We start from the raw sequence: 14,761 nt of genomic DNA on the forward strand, positions 1-14,761 counted from the left end.
CCGCCCTGTCACTCTCGGGAGCCGACCGGGACACGCGTCGGTGCGGTCAGGACGGTCGGCTCGGTCCGGGCGGTCGGTGCGGTGGGGAGGGCAAGGGCGGTCGGTGCGGTCGGGAGGGTCAGGGCGCGATCGGCAGGCGGCGCTTGTGGTCGGTCAGCTCGTAGCGGCGCACGATCGACGCGAAGGCGGCCTCGCCGACCGGCTTGCCCTCGAGGAAGTCGTCGATGTCGTCGTACGTGACGCCGAGCGCGTCCTCGTCCGGCTTGCCCGGGTCCAGGGTCTCCAGGTCGGCCGTCGGCGTCTTCCAGACCAGCTCGGCCGGGGCGCCGAGCTCGGCCGCGACGGCGCGCACCCGGCGCTTGGTGAGGCCGGTGAGCGGGACGAGGTCGGCGGCGCCGTCGCCGTACTTGGTGAAGAAGCCGGAGACCGCCTCGGCGGCGTGGTCGGTGCCGACGACCAGACCGTTGTACGCGCCGGCGACCGCGTACTGGGCGATCATCCGCTGCCGGGCCTTGATGTTGCCGTGCACGAAGTCCTCGTGGGGGGCGTCACGGAAGACGACACCGGCGGCGCGGGCCGCCTCCAGGGCGGCGTCGGAGGCCGGCCGGACGTCGACGGTGAGGACCTCGTCGGCCTGGATGAAGCCGAGCGCGAGCTGGGCGTCGTGCTCGTCGGCCTGCGTGCCGTAGGGCAGGCGCATCGCGTAGAAGGTGGCGTCGTGGCCGACGGCGCGGGCCCGCTCGACGGCGAGCTGGCAGAGCCGTCCCGCGGTGGTGGAGTCGACTCCGCCGCTGATGCCGAGGACCAGGCAGCGCAGGCCGGTGGAGGTGAGGCGCTCGGCCAGGAAGGCCACCCGGCGCTCGATCTCCGCGCGCGGGTCGAAGGTCTCGGCGACCTCCAGCTCCCGGGCGATCTGCTGCTGCAGGGCGGTGGTCTCCGGGTCGGTCACGGAATGCTCCTCGGTCGTGCGGTGGTGTGCGGTGGACGTCCCACGCCGACTCTATCCCGGGCTCCCGGCGGGGCCCGGGTCCTCCGGCGTGAGGCACAGCACCTCGACCCGCTGGACCAGGTTGTTGCCGAAGCCGCCGCGGTTCCAGGGCGCGGTGAGCGGCTGGGCGCGGCCGGCGGCGTCGGTGGCGCGGACGGCCAGGCGGTACGCGCCCGGGCTCGCCGTCCAGGTGGTGCGCCAGGCGGCCCAGGCCCAGGGCCGGTCCGGGTCGGCGGTCACCTCGGCGTCCGTCCAGGTCTGCTCGCCGTCCGCGCTGAACTCCACCCGGACGACGGGTGCGCGCCCGGACCAGGCGCGGCCGGTGACGGGGACGGGGCCCGGCCGCACGACGCGGGTGCGGGACATGAAGTCGGGGAAGCCGGGCGGGATCATCAGGGCGCGGGGCGCGACGACGTCGACGGGCTCGCCGGGATCGTCGGGGCCCTGGCGGTAGCGGTAGGCGACGGTCTGCTGGAAGCCGGTGAACGGGGTGTCGGTGACGGTGATGTCGCGCAGCCACTTCACCGAGGCCATGCCGTACCAGCCTGGCACGACCAGGCGCAGCGGATGGCCGTGCTGGGGCGGCAGCGGCGCGCCGTTCATCGCGTACGCCACGAGCACGCCGCGGGCCGGGTCGGCGGCCACGTCCAGGGGCAGGCTGCGCCGGTAGTCCTGCTCGACGCCCCGCTCGACTCCGTGGTCGGCCCCGGTGAACACGGCCTCCACGGCTCCTTCGCGCACTCCGGCCTCGGCCAGCAGCCCGGCCAGCGGCACCCCGGTCCAGTCGGCGGTCCCGACCGCCTCCAGGAGCCAGGGCTGGCTGACGGGCCGGGGCTGGAGCCGGGCCCGCCCGTTGCCCGCGCACTCCAGGGTCACCCGGTGGGTGACGGCGGGCCGGGCCCGCAGGGCCGCCGGGTCGAGTACGAGCGGGCGGCGCACGAGCCCTCCGACGGTGAGCCGCCAGTGCGCGGCGGCGGCCTGGTCGACGGCCGGGATGTCGTAGTGGACGAGGACGTAGTGGAGGCCGGGCGGGGTGGTGTCGTAGCGCAGGGCTTCGAGCGGCAGTCCGTGGTTGCGCGCGGCGAGCGCCAGCTCCGCGGTGCTGATGCCCTCGTCCGCTCCGGCGACCCGCCCCGGTGCGCTGACGGAACCGAGGCCGGGCGTCTGCGTGGCGTCCATGTCTCCATGGTGCGCCGGTGGGCGGGAGGGCTCATCCCGGCCCGCGGCCCCGCGCCTCACGCGCCCCGGCCCGCGCCCGCCGTACGCCCACCGGATGCGGCGGCTCAGCCGTCGGCGGCGGACACGTTCACGCTGATCGTGTGCAGGCCGGTCGCGCCGTCCGGCATGGTGCCGGCGGTGCGGGCGGTCTGGACGGCGCCGGTGCCGTCGGTGGCGCGCACGGTGAGGTGGTGGCGGCCGGGAGCGGCCTGCCAGGTGTGAACCCACTGGCGCCAGGTGTCGGCGCTGTCCTCGGCCGCGAGCCGGGCGGTCTGCCAGGGCCCGTCGTCGACCCGTACCTCGACGCGGGAGATCCCGCGGTGCTGGGCCCAGGCGACGCCGGCGACGGCGACCGGCCCGGCGGTGATCCCGCCGCCGGAGCGCGGGGTGTCGATCCGCGACTGCGTCTTGACCGGCGCCTGGGCCGCCCAGCCGCGCGGCACCCAGTAGGCGTCGTACGCGGCGAAGGTGGTCAGCTCGATGGACGAGATCCACTTGCAGGCGGAGACGTAGCCGTACAGGCCGGGCACGACCATACGGACGGGGAAGCCGTGCGCGAAGGGCAGCGGTTCGCCGTTCATGCCGAAGGCGAGGAGGGCGTCCCGGCCGTCCATGACGGTCTCGACGGGCGTGCCGATGGTCATGCCGTCGACGGAGCGCGCGACGAGCTGGTCGGCCGGGCCGCCGGCCGACGGCGGCCGCACGCCGCACTCGCGCAGCAGGTCCGCGAGGCGGACGCCGAGCCAGCGGGCGTTGCCGACGAGGTCGCCGCCGACCTCGTTGGAGACGCAGGCGAGGGTGATGTCGCGCTCGACGACCTCACGGCGCAGCAGCTCGGGCAGGGTGACGGTGCGCTCCTGGCTGACGCCCGTGCCGTGGATGCGCAGGTGCCAGGTGTCGGCGTCGACGCGCGGGACGACGAGGGCGGTGTCGACGCGGTAGAAGTCGCGGTTGGGCGTGACGAAGGGGCCGATGCCCTCGACGGGGAGCTGGGCCCCGGGCGGAACGGCGGGCGCGGGTGAGGCGGGCCGGGGCAGGCGGAGGGCGGCGCGGGAGGCCGTGGCGTGCTCGGACCGGTGGGAGCCGACGCTCCGGCTCAGCACCAGCGCTCCGGTCGCGCCGACGGCCACGCCCGCGCCGGCCCGCAGGAAACCGCGCCGGCCGGCGGCGGGGTCCGCGGCGGGCGGCGCGGTGAGCCGTCGGACCAGCAGGGAGAGCAGGAGGGCCGCGGCCGCAGCGCCCACGAGGGACGGCAGCGCGTCGGCGGCCGAGTCCGAGTCGGGCCGGGTCAGCGCGGCGAGTGCGCCGACCACGCCGAGCGCCGCCACCCCGCCGAGCGCCGCGGGCCGGCTGCGCAGCGCGAGCCGCCCGAGGGCGGCGGCCAGCAGGGCGAGCAGCACCAGGATCCCGGCCTCCAGGACCGCCTTGTCGCTCGCGCCGAACGTCCTGATCGCCCAGCGTTCCACCGCCGCCGGCGTCCGGTCCACCACCGCGTCGGCCACCGCCGCCAGCGGCCCGGCCTCGGGCCGTACGAGAACGCCGGCCAGCGCGGCGACGGCGAGCCCGCCGTAGCCGGCGACGAGCCCGCCCAGCGCGGCGAGCAGACGATCGGTACGGGTGGGCGGCGCGGGCGCGTCGGGCGGCGCGGGCGAGGCGGCGGTCATGCCCTCGATTGTGGTGACGGGAACGCCCGCCGGGCCCCACCGGGCGGACCGGGCGTGTCACGGACGGAACCGGACCGGCCGGACCGGGCGCACCGGCCGGACCAGGCGGCCTGGCCGGACCGGTCGGACCAGGCGCACAGGCCGGACCGGGCGCACAGGCCGGACCGGGCGGCCCGGGCGCACCGGGTCACGCGCCCGGGACCAGGCCCCGCACCGGGCCCGCTCGCTCACGGACCCTTCCCGCCCGTCGGCGGGTGTTCGCCCGGAGCCGCCAGGTCCTCGACGGCCTCGGCGCCGACGACCGCGCCGGTCGACTTCTTGCCGCGGCGCAGCCGGGCCTCCAGCCGGGAGGCGAAGGTGGTGAGGGCGAAGTTGAGCAGGACGAAGACGACGGCGACGACGGTGAAGCAGGCGATCGTGTTGGCACCGTAGTTGGCGCTCATCGGGCGGACCGAGGCGAGGAGTTCGGCGAAGCCGAGCATCGCACCGCCCAGCGCCGTGTCCTTGACGATGACGACGAGCTGGCTGACCAGCGCCGGCAGCATCGCCGTGACCGACTGCGGCAGCAGCACGTACGTCATCGTCTGGCCCTTGCGCATGCCGATCGCCTTGGCCGCGTCGGTCTGGCCGGCCGGCAGGGCGAGGATGCCGGCCCGGACGACCTCGGCGAGGACGGAGGCGTTGTAGAGGACGAGGCCGGTGACGACGGCGTACAGCGGGCGGGTCTCGGGGCTGACGCCGGTGAACTCCGCGAAGGCGGCGTTGGCGAAGAGCATCAGGATGAGGACGGGGATGGCGCGGAAGAACTCCACGACCGTCCCGGCCACGCCGCGCACCCACCGGTGGTCGGAGAGCCGGGCGATGCCGAAGAAGGCGCCGAGGGGCAGCGCGATGACCATGGCGAGGGCGGCGGCGACGACGGTGTTCTTCAGGGCCGGCAGGACGTAGGTGGTCCAGACGCGCGAGTCGGTGAAGAAGGGCGCCCACTTGTCCCAGTCGAGCTGGTCCTTGTCGGCGAGGCTCTCCACCACCCACCACACCACGGCGGCGAGGGCCGCCAGGAACAGCACCGTGTACAGGACGTTGCGCCGGCGGGCACGCGGACCGGGCACGTCGTAGAGGACGGTGGGCTTCTCCTTCACCGTTTGACCGCCACCTTCTTGGCGAGCCAGCCGAGCAGCAGCCCGGTCGGCAGCGTCAGGCACAGGAAGCCGACGGCGAAGATGACCGAGATCAGGATGAGCTGCGCCTCGTTCTCGATCATCTCCCGCATCAGCAGGGCGGCTTCGGCGACGCCGATGGCGGCCGCGACCGTGGTGTTCTTGGTGAGGGCGATCAGGACGTTGGCGAGCGGGCCGACGACCGAGCGGAAGGCCTGCGGCAGCACGATCAGACGCAGTGTCTGGGTGAAGCCGAGGCCGATGGCGCGGGCCGCCTCGACCTGTCCGAGGGGCACGGTGTTGATTCCGGAGCGCAGCGCCTCGCACACGAACGCCGAGGTGTAGGCGGTGAGTCCGAGGACGGCGAGCCGGAAGTTGATGACGGTGAAGTCGCTCGCGCCGAGGCTGACGCCGAGGGTCTGGAAGAGGCCGAGCGAGGTGAAGACGATGATGACGGTCAGCGGGATGTTGCGGACGATGTTGACGTACACGGTGCCGAAGCCCCGCATCAGGGGGACGGGGCTGACGCGCATGGCGGCCAGCAGCGTCCCCCAGACGAGGGAGCCGATCGCGGAGTAGACGGTCAGCTGGACCGTCGTCCAGAAGGCTCCCAGCAGGTCGTAGCCTTCGAGGAAGTCGAACACGGTGCGGTCACCCGGCTCACTGGACGACGACGCCGATCTTCGGCGCGGGCTCGTTCTTGTAACCGGCGGGGCCGAAGTTCTTCTTCACGGCCGCGTCCCAGGATCCGTCGGCGACCATCTTCTCGAGCGCCTTGTTGATCTGGTTCTTGAGGTCGCTGCCCTTCTGGACGCCGATGCCGTAGTTCTCGTTGCTCAGCTTGAAGCCGCCGAGCTTGAACTTGCCCTTGAACTGCGGCTGGGAGGCGTATCCGGCGAGGATCGAGTCGTCGGTGGTGATGGCGTCGATGACGCCGTTCTCCAGCCCTGTCAGGCACTCGGAGTAGCCGCCGTACTCCTGGAGCTGGGCGTCGGGTGCGATCTTGGTCTTGACGTTCTGCGCGGAGGTGGAGCCGGTGACCGAGCAGAGCTTCTTGTTGTTGAGGTCGGAGGGCTTCTTGATGGAGTCGTCGTCGGCGCGGATCAGCACGTCCTGGTGGGCGAGCAGATAGGGACCGGCGAAGTCGACCTTCTCGGCCCGCTTGTCGTTGATGGAGTACGAGGCGGCGATGAAGTCGACGTCACCGCGCTGGAGCATGGTCTCGCGGTCGGCGCTCTTGGCCTCCTTCCACACGATGTCGCCGGGGTCGTGGCCGAGCTGCTTGGCCACGTACGTCGCGACGTCGACGTCGAAACCGGTGTACTTCCCGTCCGGCGTCTTGAGGCCGATGCCGGGCTGGTCGAACTTGATGCCGACGGTGATCTTCCCGTTGTCGTCGGCCGGCACCGACCCGGCCGACGCGTACGCGGAGCCGGTGAAGGAGAGCACGATCGCGGTGGCCGCGATCACGGTGAGCCTGCGGGTCCTGAGCGGGTTCATGCGATCACCCCTCGGTGATACGGGCCGTACGGCGCGGACGTGTCGTACGGGTCAGTGGTGGAGGATCTTCGACAGGAAGTCGCGGGCGCGCTCGCTGCGCGGGTTGCCGAAGAACTCGTCGGGTGTGGCCTCCTCGACGATCCGGCCGTCGGCCATGAACACCACACGGTTGGCGGCCGAGCGCGCGAAGCCCATCTCGTGGGTCACGACCACCATCGTCATGCCGTCCCGGGCCAGCTGCCGCATCACCTCCAGGACCTCGTTGATCATCTCCGGGTCGAGGGCGGAGGTGGGCTCGTCGAAGAGCATCACCTTCGGTTCCATCGCGAGCGCGCGGGCGATCGCCACGCGCTGCTGCTGGCCGCCGGAGAGCTGCGCCGGGTACTTGTCCGCCTGGGTGGCGACGCCGACCCGTTCCAGGAGCGTGCGGGCGCGCTGCTCGGCGGCCTTGCGGTCCTTCTTGCGGACCTTGATCTGGCCGAGGGTCACGTTGTCGAGCACGGTCTTGTGGGCGAAGAGGTTGAAAGACTGGAAGACCATGCCGACGTCGGCCCGGAGCGCGGCCAGTTCCCGCCCCTCGGCCGGCAACGGCCTGCCGTCGACGGCGATCTCGCCCGCGTCGATGGTCTCCAGACGGTTGATGGCGCGGCACAGCGTCGACTTGCCGGACCCGGAAGGCCCGATGACGACCACGACTTCGCCGCGGTGGATGGTGAGATCGACGGACTGGAGCACGTGGAGCGCGCCGAAGTGCTTGTCGACGCCGCTCAGTACGACGAGCGCGTCACCGCCGTTCGGGCCGGGCATGGCACCCTCCTGGGGTCACGGCCCCCCGCTTGCCGCTCCTGCTTCACGTTCATGCTCCGCCCTCGGCCGGGCGGGCGCGAGCCGGGCGGCCCGCGCCGGGCACGGAGGGCGGCCGGGACACCGCGTTCCGTGACCGGTGGCGGCATTTCGGCATGCGGGACGCGCGCCACGAGGCCTTGCATGCGCCCGGCGGCGGTTGCTTGGATCTCGTCTGCTGGTGCTGCGCAGGCCCACGGAAAGGCTCCTCACGCCGATGTACGCGAAAGCCGCCGTCGTCGTCCTCGACGACCTTGACCTCCGTGACGACCCAGACGTCCACGGCGACCTCGACGTCCACGACTACCTGCGGGCCGAGGCCGCCGTGCTCACGGACTCCCTCATCCCCCTGGTGAACCGCTTCCGCACCCGCCAGTCCGCCGACGGCACGGTTCCCGCGCCGGACGCCGCCGACCGGGCGCTGCTCCGGCGGATCCGGGAGGAGGGCGCCGCCTGGTACCGGCGGCACGCCCTCGACGGCCAGGCCGAGGCGCTGGAGGCCGACGTCGACGGCTGGCTGGCCGCGGGCCTGGACAGCCGCCCTCGCTTCGGACGGTCGCGGGAGGCCCTGCCGGTCCCGGCCGACGGCGAGACCGTGTTCTTCCTCGGCCCGGTCCCGACGACCGAGGCGAAGGCCGGCACGGCGACCGGCTCGACGGCCGACGGACCGGCCGGCTCGACTGCCGACGGACCGGCCGGCGCCGGGGCCGGTCCCGCCGCCGTCCTCGCCACACGTCTCGACTGCTTCTTCGCCCTGCGGGCGCGGGCCGCGGACAGGGACGGCGACGCCGAGCCCGGCCCGCAGGCAGGACCCGACGGCCGGCCGCTCGTCCTGATCACCGGCAGCGCGGGCTGCGCCGCGCCGAAGGGCCCCGGCCGGGCGGCTGGCGAGACCGACGGCGGCGCGGCCACCTGCCGCAGGGGGCGTACGGCGTCCGTGTGACGGAAGGCGTGCGGCGACTGCGGCCCGGGCGGTGGCGGCGGACACTGGATGCGGGACGCACCGCAGCCGCCGCTTCGAGGAGGCCCGCCATGAACAGCGCCGCACCCAAGGTCAGCACGCTGCCGCCCGAGCACCGGGAGCGGCTGATGGCCTTCGCCGACGACGTGTACTTCGAGGCCGGGCACCGGCTCTTCGAGGAACAGGACCGCGCCGAACGGTTCTGGATCGTCAAGACGGGCGCGATCACCCTGGACGCCAAGGTGCCGGGGCGCGGCAGGCCCGTGATCGAGACGCTGCGGCACGGCGAACTGGTGGGCCTGTCGTGGCTGTTCCCGCCCTATCTGTGCCAGTCGGGCGCGGAGGCGATGACGCCGGTCAGGGCGTACGAGTTCGACGCCACGGCCGTACGGTCGCTGATCCGCACGGACCCGGACTTCGGCTTCGCCGCGACGTACTGGGTCGGACAGATCCTCGCCCACCGCCTCCACGTCACCCGGGTCCGGCTGCTCGACCTGTACGCGCCGCACGGGAGCGGGATCCTGGCCTGAACCGTACGGCGCCGCCGGCGCGGGCACGGGCGACCGGGAGCGTGCCCGCGGCTCAGCCGGCCGTCAGCACCCGTACGTACCAGTCGAGGAGCGCGCCGCCCCGGTGGCTGATCTGGCCGCGGCGGGTGAAGCCGGCGCGGCGGGCGACCGCGGCGGCCGGCAGGTCGGCGGCCGGCGCGAGGATCACGGCCCGCCGGGCGCCCTCGCGGTGGGCGTGGTCGCAGGCGAGGAGCACCGCGCGGGTGGCGAGGCCACGGCCGCGGGCCTCGGGCTCGAGGGCGTAGGACACGTCGACGTCGCCGTGGGCGGGTCCGGCCTGGGCCGGGCGCAGTTCGACGGTGCCGACGAGCCGGCCGGCCCGGATGCCGAAGGTGCGCGCGGGGCCGTGGACGCGCCACGGCTCGCGGTGGGCGGGTCGGGCCGGAGCCCCGGTCACGGTCACGGTCTGCTCGCCCGGACGGGTCGCCTCGTCGGGGCCGAGCGGCGACAGGGTGACGACCCCGTCGCAGAGCTTCGCATCATCACGCACCCGAGCGATCTTGTCGCCAATCCGTCCGTGCCACAATCGGTATCCGGACGGATACGCGTGGGCCCGCCCCCACGGTCACCCGAACAGCCGCGTGGAGCGGTGACGGGTGCGGCGCGGCGGCAGGCTGGGCCCGTGGCATGGGGAGGCAGACGGTGAGCGGACACGCGGAGACACCGGACCCGCGGGTCCGGACGTCGGCCCAGGCGTGGGCGCGGGCACGGGCGTTCGCGCGGGCCGCGCTGCTGACCGCCGTGGCGTCGGTCGTCTCCCTCTTCGTCCCGTTCGGCGGCGGCGGCATCCTGGTCGTCGTCAGCGGGCTGGCCGGTCTCGCGCTGTGCGCGGCGGGCATGTGGTGGTTCCTGGCGCACCGCGGGCCGGTGCGGCTGGTGGGCGCGCTCGTCGCGGCCGGCACGCCGGTGGGCGTCCTGATCCTCTACATCGACAGCGGGCTGTGGCGGACGGCGCTGACGGCGCTCGTGCTGTGGACCGCGGCTCTGCTGTGCGCGCGTGCGGCGCTGCGCCATCCCGGCGGCCGGCGCCACAAGGCCCGTCCCGCGGTGCCGCCACGGCGGGCGGTCCTGCTGATGAACCCGAAGTCGGGCGGCGGGAAGGTCGGCGAGTTCGGGCTCGTGGAGAAGGCGCAGCGCCTGGGCGCGCGCGTCATCCTCCTCGGCGAGGCCTCGGGCGCGGAAGCGGACTCCCCCCAGCCTGACGCAGAGCCCGGCTCGCGGCCCGACTCCGGCACAGAGCCCGACTCCGGCTCGGGCCCGGGCTCCGAGTCCGGCTCCGGCTCCGGCTCCGGCTCCGGCTCCGGCTCCGGCTCCAAGGGATTCCATGACGTGGCCGAGCTGGCCCGCAAGGCCGTCGCCGACGGCGCGGATCTGCTGGGCGTGGCCGGAGGCGACGGCACGCAGGCGCTCGTGGCCGCGGTCGCGGCCGAGCACGACCTGCCGTTCCTGGTGATCAGCGCGGGCACCCGCAACCACTTCGCACTGGACCTCGGGCTCGACCGCGCCGACCCGGCCCGCTGCCTCGAAGCCCTCGTCGACGGCGAGGAGCTGCGGGTCGACCTGGGTGACGTCGCGGGCCGGCCGTTCGTGAACACGGTGTCCTTCGGTGTGTACGCGGACGTCGTGCAGCGCCCCGAGTACCGCGACGCCAAGGCGGAGACGGCGCTCACCGTGATGCCCGACCTGCTGGCCGGCGGGGCCGGACGCCGCTTCGACGCGACGGCGGACGACACCCGGCTGCCCGCCCAGCAGGCGCTGCTCGTCAGCAACAACCCGTACGCCTCGCCCGATCCGTTCGGCAGCGGCGGACACCGACCGCGCCTCGACCGCGGCGAACTCGGCGTCATCGCCGTCCGGGTGGACGGCGCGGCCCAGGCGGCCGAGCTCGCCGTGCGCGGATCGGGCTCCACCGCCCTGAACGTGCTCACGGCCCGCCGCGTCGAGGTCACCGCCGACACCGACACCCTGCCCGTCGCCGTCGACGGCGAGGCCCTGACCCTGCCCACCCCTGTCGTCTGCACCGTGCGCCCGCGCGCGCTGCGGGTCCTGGTCCCCCGCGACCGGCCCGGGCAGACGCCGCCCGCCCCATCCCTGAACTGGCACCGGATCGTCGTGCTGGCCTTCGGCCGGAACCACGGCCGGAGCCGGAACGACCGAGGAGAGTCCCATGGCTGAGCCGCCCGTCAACGGAACCGAGGCCGCGGCCGCGGCGGACGCACCGCCGCCCGCCCGCGGGCTGTGGCGCGGACCGTCCGCCGTGCGCGCGATGCTGTCCGATCTGCGCGCCGTGGACGGCGCCCTGTACGCGGCGGTCGCCGCGACGCCCACTCCGGCCCTCGACCACGGGCTGCGCCGGCTCTCCCACGCCGCCGACCACTCCAAGATCTCCTTCGCCGTCGCCGCGGCCCTCGCCCTCGTGCGCGGCCGTCCGCGCCGCGCGGCGGCGGTCGGGCTCGGCTCGATCGCGCTGGCCTCGGCCTCCGCGAACCTGCTCGGCAAGCGTCTCGTACGGCGTCCCCGCCCGGACCGGGAGGCGGCGCGGGTCACCGTGGACCGTCATGTGCGGATGCCGACCTCGGCGTCGTTCCCGTCCGGGCACACCGCGTCGGCGGTCGCGTTCGCCACGGCCGTGGGCGTGGTCCTGCCGCCGGCGGCGATCCCGCTCGGGATGCTCGCGAGCGCGGTGGGCTACTCCCGGGTCCACACCGGTGTGCACTACCCGGGTGACGTCGCCGCGGGCGCCGTCCTCGGCATGGCCAGCGCGGCCGCCGCGCTCACGGTCGCGGACTTCGTCCCGCGCTGGCGCGCCGCCCGCCCGTCCTGACCGGAACGGCCGCCTCTCGCCCGGTCCCGCCCCTCCGCCCGTCCCTACCACCGCCGTCGCCTCGGCCTTGACCTTGCCCCTGGGGCAGGGCTGAGGCTCGTGCCGCACCTGACGGACGGGCGAGGATGAGGCCGTGACACGTTTGACCATCGGAGAAATCGCGACGCGCTCGCGCCTCTCGCCCAAGGCCCTGCGCCTCTACGACCGGCTCGGTCTGCTCGCCCCGGCGACCGTGGACCCTGCCACCGGATACCGCGGTTACGCCGTCGAGCAGGTCGAGCGGGCGCGGCTGATCGCGCTGCTCCGCCGGATCAAGATGCCGCTCGCCGAGATCGGCGACCTGCTCGCCGTCGCCGAGCGCTCCGGGCGGGAGGCCGCCGAGGAACTCGCCCGCTACTGGGACGGCGTCGAGCGCGGGATCGCCGCGCGGCGCGGGGTGCGCGTGGAGCCCGCGTGGCGGCTCGCGGCCACCCGGCTGACGAAGGAGCGGATGACGTATCCGCGGATCCTGGGCGCCTACGCGGCGGTGGAGGACTGGCTGCGGCGCAACGGCGAGGTGATCGTCGCTCCCGCCCGCGAGGTGTATCCGGAGCCCGACTGGGACGGGGCCGCTGCGGCGGACGTGGTGGGCGAGGTGGCGTTCCCGTTCGCGAGCGCCTGAGCCGCGGGGAACAAAGCACGGATCCAAGGGACTTGAAGAGGGACATGACGACCACATCGTTCGACGCCCGCGCCCTCCTCGCCAAGAGCCGGCTCGGCGTCCTCGCCACCCTCAAGGCCGACGGGCGCCCTCAGCTCTCTCCCGTCATGCCCTTCTACGACCCCGCGGCCGACGCGCTCTACGTGTCGATGACCGAGGGCCGCGCCAAGACGGCGAACCTGCGCCGGGACCCGCGCGCGGCCCTGGAGGTGACCAGCGAGGACGGCTGGTCGTGGGCGACCGCCGAGGGCACCGTCACGCTGACCGGGCCCGGCACGGATCCGTACGGGCCGGAGGTGGAGGCGCTGGTGGAGTACTACCGGCTGGCCGCCGGTGAGCACCCGGACTGGGAGGAGTACCGGTCGGTGATGGTGGCCGACCGGCGGGTGCTCATGCGGATGTCCGTGGACCACGTGTACGGGCAGTCCGTGCGCTGACGCGTTCGCCGGCGGTCCGGTCCTCCGGCCGTACGGTCCTCAGGTGGCGCGGCTCGGGCCGGCCGAGCCCGGCCCGCCCGGGTCAGGCCTTGCGGACCGGGCCGAGGCGGCCCGCCGGGCGCTCGACCGGCTCGTCGCGGGCTTCGGCCCACAGCGAGCGGACGTGCCCGAGGTGCCGCAGCATGCAGGCCTCGGCGGCCGCCGCGTCACCGGAGATCATCAGATCGAGGAGCTCGATGTGCTCCTCCGCCGACGAGACCAGCTTGCCGGCCTCGTCGAGCCCGGTGAGCCCGTAGAGGCGGGACCGCTTGCGCAGGTCGCCGACCGTCTCCACCAGCCGGTCGTTGCCGGCCAGGCCGAGCAGGGTGAGGTGGAAGCGGCGGTCGGCCTCCAGGTAGCCGATGAGGTTGTGCTCACGCGCGTTGGTGACGATCTCCTCGGCGAGCGGGCGCAGCTCCTCCAGCTGCTCCCGGCCGGCCAGGAGCGTGACCCGGCCGACCGTCGGCACCTCGATCAGCATGCGCAGTTCGGTGCACTGGTCGAGTTCGCGCTCGCTGACCTCGGTGATCCTGAAGCCCTTGTTGCGGACGGGCTCGACGAGGCCCTCGCGGGCGAGGTCGAGCATGGCCTCGCGGACCGGGGTGGCCGACACACCGAGCTCGGCGGCGAGGCCGGGCGCGGAGTAGACGCTGCCCGGCCGGAGTTCGCCCGCTATCAGGGCGGCTCGCAGCGCGTGACCGACCTGGTCGCGCAGCCGTTCCTGGGCCTTGATGAGACTGTGCTGCTTCAGGTCACCCACGCTGATTCCTCCGAGAACTCGCAGGAGCACAGCGTACAATGTCACGTTTCGCGGCCGGACCCGTCGGTCGCCGCCCGGTGCACGGCCACCGCCACGGCCAGATCCTCCCAGGCCATGCCGACGCTCTTGAAGAGACGCGGGGCCGTCGGGTCCGCCGGTCCGCGGCCCGCGACCAGGTCCGCCAGGGTGCCCGCGACGTGTCGCGGGCCGATGGCGCCCTCGGCTCGCGGGATCAGCAGGTCGCCGGCCTCCCGCAGCGCCGCCGACCGCGCCTCCACGTACACCGCGGCCCGCCGGACCAGTGCCGTGTCGGTCTCGCGCGCGTCCGGTTCGTGCGAGCCGACGGCCACGACGGTGGCGCCGGGCGCGACGAGCCGCCCGTCGAAGAGCGGCGTGCGGGCGGTGGTGCAGCACAGGACGAGGTCGGCATCGGCCACGTCCTCGGCCGTGCCGGTACGGGCCTCCGGCACGCCGAGCGCGCGGGCGTGCGCGGCGAGCCGCCGGGCCCGCTCCGGGTCGCGGCCGACCACCACCGCCCCGGCCACCTCGCGTACCGCGAGCGCGGCCTCGATGTGGCCGTACGCCTGCGGTCCCGAGCCGAACAGCACGAGGCGCAGCGGCCGCCCGTCCGGCGTGAGGTGACGGATCGCCAGGGCGGAGACGGCCGGCGTGCGCAGCGCGGTGAGCGCGGCGCCGTCGAGCAGGGCGACCGGCCGCAGGGTCGGGCCGTCCAGGAGCAGATAGCTGCCGGTGATGCGGGGCAGGCCGAGGGCGGGGTTGCCGGGCGCCACACCGGCGATCTTCACTCCCGCCCAGGAGCCGGAGGCGGCGGGCATGAGCAGCAGTTCGCCGGCGGGCACGGGCACCGCGGTGCGCGGCGGGCACCGCTCCGGGTCGAGGCCCGCGCGCAGTACCTCGGCGAGCGCGTCGGCGGCCTCGGCCGGACCGATCAGCCGGGCGACGTCCCGGCCGCCGAGGTACGACGGCCCCGCGCCGGACAGCGCTTCGCCCGCGTCGCCACGGGGGCCGGGCCCGGCGCCGTACGCCGGGCCGGCGTCGTCGGCCGGTCCCTCGCCGCGCTCTCGCCCGGCGCCGCGG

General features: G+C 74.7%; 16 protein-coding genes. 6 read left to right on the forward strand and 10 right to left on the reverse strand.

Annotated features, from left to right (window positions below; all coding sequences use genetic code 11):
• Window positions 1–118 precede the first annotated feature (118 nt).
• The 7 genes from nadE to ACIGO8_RS06075 all read right to left on the reverse strand — a co-directional run bounded on the left by nadE (window position 119) and on the right by ACIGO8_RS06075 (window position 7,337).
• Window positions 119–949, reverse strand: coding sequence for an ammonia-dependent NAD(+) synthetase (gene nadE / locus ACIGO8_RS06045; RefSeq protein ID WP_399724566.1), 831 nt, complete (start codon window positions 947–949; stop codon window positions 119–121).
• Between the two features lie 51 nt (window positions 950–1,000).
• Window positions 1,001–2,167, reverse strand: a complete 1,167-nt coding sequence (locus ACIGO8_RS06050) for a sulfite oxidase (RefSeq protein WP_399724569.1) — start codon at window positions 2,165–2,167, stop codon at window positions 1,001–1,003.
• 104 nt (window positions 2,168–2,271) lie between these two features.
• Window positions 2,272–3,870 carry a molybdopterin-dependent oxidoreductase gene (locus ACIGO8_RS06055; RefSeq protein WP_399724572.1) on the reverse strand — a complete coding sequence of 533 codons (1,599 nt, stop codon included), beginning with the start codon at window positions 3,868–3,870 and terminating at the stop codon, window positions 2,272–2,274.
• A gap of 227 nt (window positions 3,871–4,097) precedes the next feature.
• Entirely contained in the window at window positions 4,098–5,012 is a 915-nt protein-coding gene (locus tag ACIGO8_RS06060) for an amino acid ABC transporter permease (RefSeq protein ID WP_399724574.1), read from the reverse strand.
• Window positions 5,009–5,674: an amino acid ABC transporter permease gene (locus tag ACIGO8_RS06065; protein ID WP_399724577.1), complete on the reverse strand. Its 666-nt coding sequence runs from the start codon at window positions 5,672–5,674 to the stop codon at window positions 5,009–5,011. The genes ACIGO8_RS06060 and ACIGO8_RS06065 overlap by 4 nt, the downstream gene beginning before the upstream one ends.
• Window positions 5,675–5,690: 16 nt before the next feature.
• Complete coding sequence (locus ACIGO8_RS06070; RefSeq protein ID WP_399724580.1) at window positions 5,691–6,530, reverse strand: glutamate ABC transporter substrate-binding protein; 840 nt, start codon at window positions 6,528–6,530, stop codon at window positions 5,691–5,693.
• Window positions 6,531–6,581: 51 nt separating this feature from the next.
• Window positions 6,582–7,337 carry an amino acid ABC transporter ATP-binding protein gene (locus ACIGO8_RS06075; protein ID WP_399724583.1) on the reverse strand — a complete coding sequence of 252 codons (756 nt, stop codon included), beginning with the start codon at window positions 7,335–7,337 and terminating at the stop codon, window positions 6,582–6,584.
• Between the two features lie 253 nt (window positions 7,338–7,590).
• On the opposite strand from ACIGO8_RS06075, the gene ACIGO8_RS06080 reads away from it, so the two are divergent.
• Both ACIGO8_RS06080 and ACIGO8_RS06085 read left to right on the forward strand, forming a co-directional pair.
• Window positions 7,591–8,316 (forward strand): hypothetical protein, encoded by a 726-nt coding sequence (locus ACIGO8_RS06080; RefSeq protein ID WP_399724586.1) that lies wholly within the window; start codon window positions 7,591–7,593, stop codon window positions 8,314–8,316.
• Between the two features lie 89 nt (window positions 8,317–8,405).
• Window positions 8,406–8,864 (forward strand): cyclic nucleotide-binding domain-containing protein, encoded by a 459-nt coding sequence (locus tag ACIGO8_RS06085; protein ID WP_399724589.1) that lies wholly within the window; start codon window positions 8,406–8,408, stop codon window positions 8,862–8,864.
• A gap of 52 nt (window positions 8,865–8,916) precedes the next feature.
• Here the strand turns inward: ACIGO8_RS06085 and ACIGO8_RS06090 are convergent, their stop codons facing one another.
• A complete protein-coding gene (locus ACIGO8_RS06090; protein WP_399724591.1) occupies window positions 8,917–9,393 on the reverse strand; it encodes a GNAT family N-acetyltransferase in 477 nt (158 codons plus the stop codon).
• 347 nt (window positions 9,394–9,740) lie between these two features.
• On the opposite strand from ACIGO8_RS06090, the gene ACIGO8_RS06095 reads away from it, so the two are divergent.
• The 4 genes from ACIGO8_RS06095 to ACIGO8_RS06110 all read left to right on the forward strand — a co-directional run bounded on the left by ACIGO8_RS06095 (window position 9,741) and on the right by ACIGO8_RS06110 (window position 12,864).
• The gene (locus tag ACIGO8_RS06095; protein ID WP_399726749.1) at window positions 9,741–11,078 is read left to right on the forward strand and encodes a diacylglycerol/lipid kinase family protein; all 1,338 of its coding nucleotides are present in this window, start codon (window positions 9,741–9,743) and stop codon (window positions 11,076–11,078) included.
• Entirely contained in the window at window positions 11,071–11,727 is a 657-nt protein-coding gene (locus tag ACIGO8_RS06100; protein WP_399724594.1) for a phosphatase PAP2 family protein, read from the forward strand. The genes ACIGO8_RS06095 and ACIGO8_RS06100 overlap by 8 nt, the downstream gene beginning before the upstream one ends.
• A gap of 133 nt (window positions 11,728–11,860) precedes the next feature.
• Window positions 11,861–12,388: a MerR family transcriptional regulator gene (locus ACIGO8_RS06105; RefSeq protein WP_399724597.1), complete on the forward strand. Its 528-nt coding sequence runs from the start codon at window positions 11,861–11,863 to the stop codon at window positions 12,386–12,388.
• A gap of 44 nt (window positions 12,389–12,432) precedes the next feature.
• Window positions 12,433–12,864: a PPOX class F420-dependent oxidoreductase gene (locus tag ACIGO8_RS06110; protein WP_399724601.1), complete on the forward strand. Its 432-nt coding sequence runs from the start codon at window positions 12,433–12,435 to the stop codon at window positions 12,862–12,864.
• A gap of 82 nt (window positions 12,865–12,946) precedes the next feature.
• Here the strand turns inward: ACIGO8_RS06110 and ACIGO8_RS06115 are convergent, their stop codons facing one another.
• Both ACIGO8_RS06115 and ACIGO8_RS06120 read right to left on the reverse strand, forming a co-directional pair.
• Window positions 12,947–13,663, reverse strand: coding sequence for a GntR family transcriptional regulator (locus ACIGO8_RS06115; RefSeq protein WP_399724604.1), 717 nt, complete (start codon window positions 13,661–13,663; stop codon window positions 12,947–12,949).
• A gap of 41 nt (window positions 13,664–13,704) precedes the next feature.
• Window positions 13,705–14,664 carry an ornithine cyclodeaminase family protein gene (locus tag ACIGO8_RS06120; protein WP_399726751.1) on the reverse strand — a complete coding sequence of 320 codons (960 nt, stop codon included), beginning with the start codon at window positions 14,662–14,664 and terminating at the stop codon, window positions 13,705–13,707.
• Window positions 14,665–14,761: the final 97 nt, after the last annotated feature.

The sequence above is a fragment of the Streptomyces sp. NPDC053493 genome (genome assembly GCF_044544825.1).
GTDB lineage: Bacteria > Actinomycetota > Actinomycetes > Streptomycetales > Streptomycetaceae > Streptomyces.